We start from the raw sequence: 1526 nt of genomic DNA on the forward strand, positions 1-1526 counted from the left end.
AACATAAATAGTTCTTCAGCGATCAAAATGTTGGCATTTGTGGGTGATTTCAGTAACCTAAGAGCAAATAAAATTATACGGTGGTTATCATGAAAAAATCAAGCTATCTGCTGATTATATCGTTTTTCTTCATCTCGTGTAACTCATCACAAAAGATGCTGGAGCGCGGTCAATACGACCAGGCAATTGATAGAGCAACTGAAAAACTGATGAAAAAGCCTAACAACTCGAAAGAGCTGGGTGTTTTAAAAGAGGCTTATGAGCTGGCCAATATGTTCGATAAGGAGCGAATTGAGTTTCTGGAGCTGGAAGGCCTGGAAGAGAGCTGGATTGAAATTTATGAGCTCTATGAACAGCTAAACTGGAGACAGAATAAAGTCCGCAGTTTGCCATCTCAAATCCGAAATGAATTTACTTTCTACAACTATGATAATGAGATTGTAGAATCAAAGATGGCTGCTGCAGAGGTGTCGTATAAACGTGGAGTTGACTTCCTGGAAAGAGGAGATAAAATGAGCGCCCGACAGGCTTATAACGAATTTGACAGGGCGGCGCAGATCTACCCTGGCTTTGAAGATGTAGATCAAAAACTGTATGAAAGTCATCAACTGGGGATGAACCACGCCCTCTACTTTATTGAAAATAACTCCGGCATGGTGCTGCCTGATTTTTTCGATGTAGAGATGAAGAAAACCACACTGAAAGATCTGAATACCCATTGGTTAAACTTCGATACCTACGAAAATCAAAATATTGAGTACGACTATTTTCTGGTGTTGAATATAACGGAGATCGCCTATTCACCCGAAACCGTGGAACGAAGAATATACTCTGAAAGCAGGGAAATACAGGATGGGTTGAGGTACGAACTGGATGAAGACGGCAATGTGAAAAAAGATTCAACCGGAACAGATATCCAGGTGCCAAATATGATTACGGTAACTGCGGAGATCACAGAATCGGAACAGAAAAAAACTGCATTCGTTGCCGGTTCGCTCGATATATATGACCTGAGATCGGATCAGCTTCTTCGTACAGAGTCTGCTTCGGTGGAGGCCGTATTTCAACATCGATACGGTGAGTTCAGCGGAAACAGAAAAGCTCTGTCTGAAGAGACAGAGAAAATCATAGGTGGTAGCGCGGTACAATTTCCCGGAAATGAGCAGATGCTAATGGATGCAACCGATCTTCTTAAAAATAGATCTAAAACGGTGATTTCCAGAAACCGGCGCCTGCTGGAGAATTGATTTAATCAATGGTGGTTTAAGTCCCCCTTCGAATAGACCAAGCGATCCCGATCCCGAAAGCGGTCGGGAGAGCAGGGGGATGACCATCGTAATCATGACCATTGGCTATATGTTTATTCATTGGCAAAATTGATCATCCCCCTAAGTCCCCCTTTAATATGTTTTGAAGGGGGATACTTCTCAATAAGTTTATAATTTCTCAAGAGGTTATGGATTTTAAATTGAATCTTGTTATGATTTCCCGAGCTAGTTCATTTGATCTCAACTAACAAATAATTA

Annotated in this window: 1 protein-coding gene; it reads left to right on the forward strand. The window is 41.4% G+C overall.

Translation table 11 applies throughout. The features are described from left to right. Positions 1-89 precede the first annotated feature (89 nt). Positions 90-1247: a hypothetical protein gene (locus ACESM0_RS09205; RefSeq protein WP_372905785.1), complete on the forward strand. Its 1158-nt coding sequence runs from the start codon at positions 90-92 to the stop codon at positions 1245-1247. The last annotated feature ends 279 nt before the right edge of the window (positions 1248-1526 follow it).

Source organism: Rhodohalobacter sp., from assembly GCF_041686455.1.
Taxonomy (GTDB): domain Bacteria; phylum Bacteroidota; class Rhodothermia; order Balneolales; family Balneolaceae; genus Rhodohalobacter.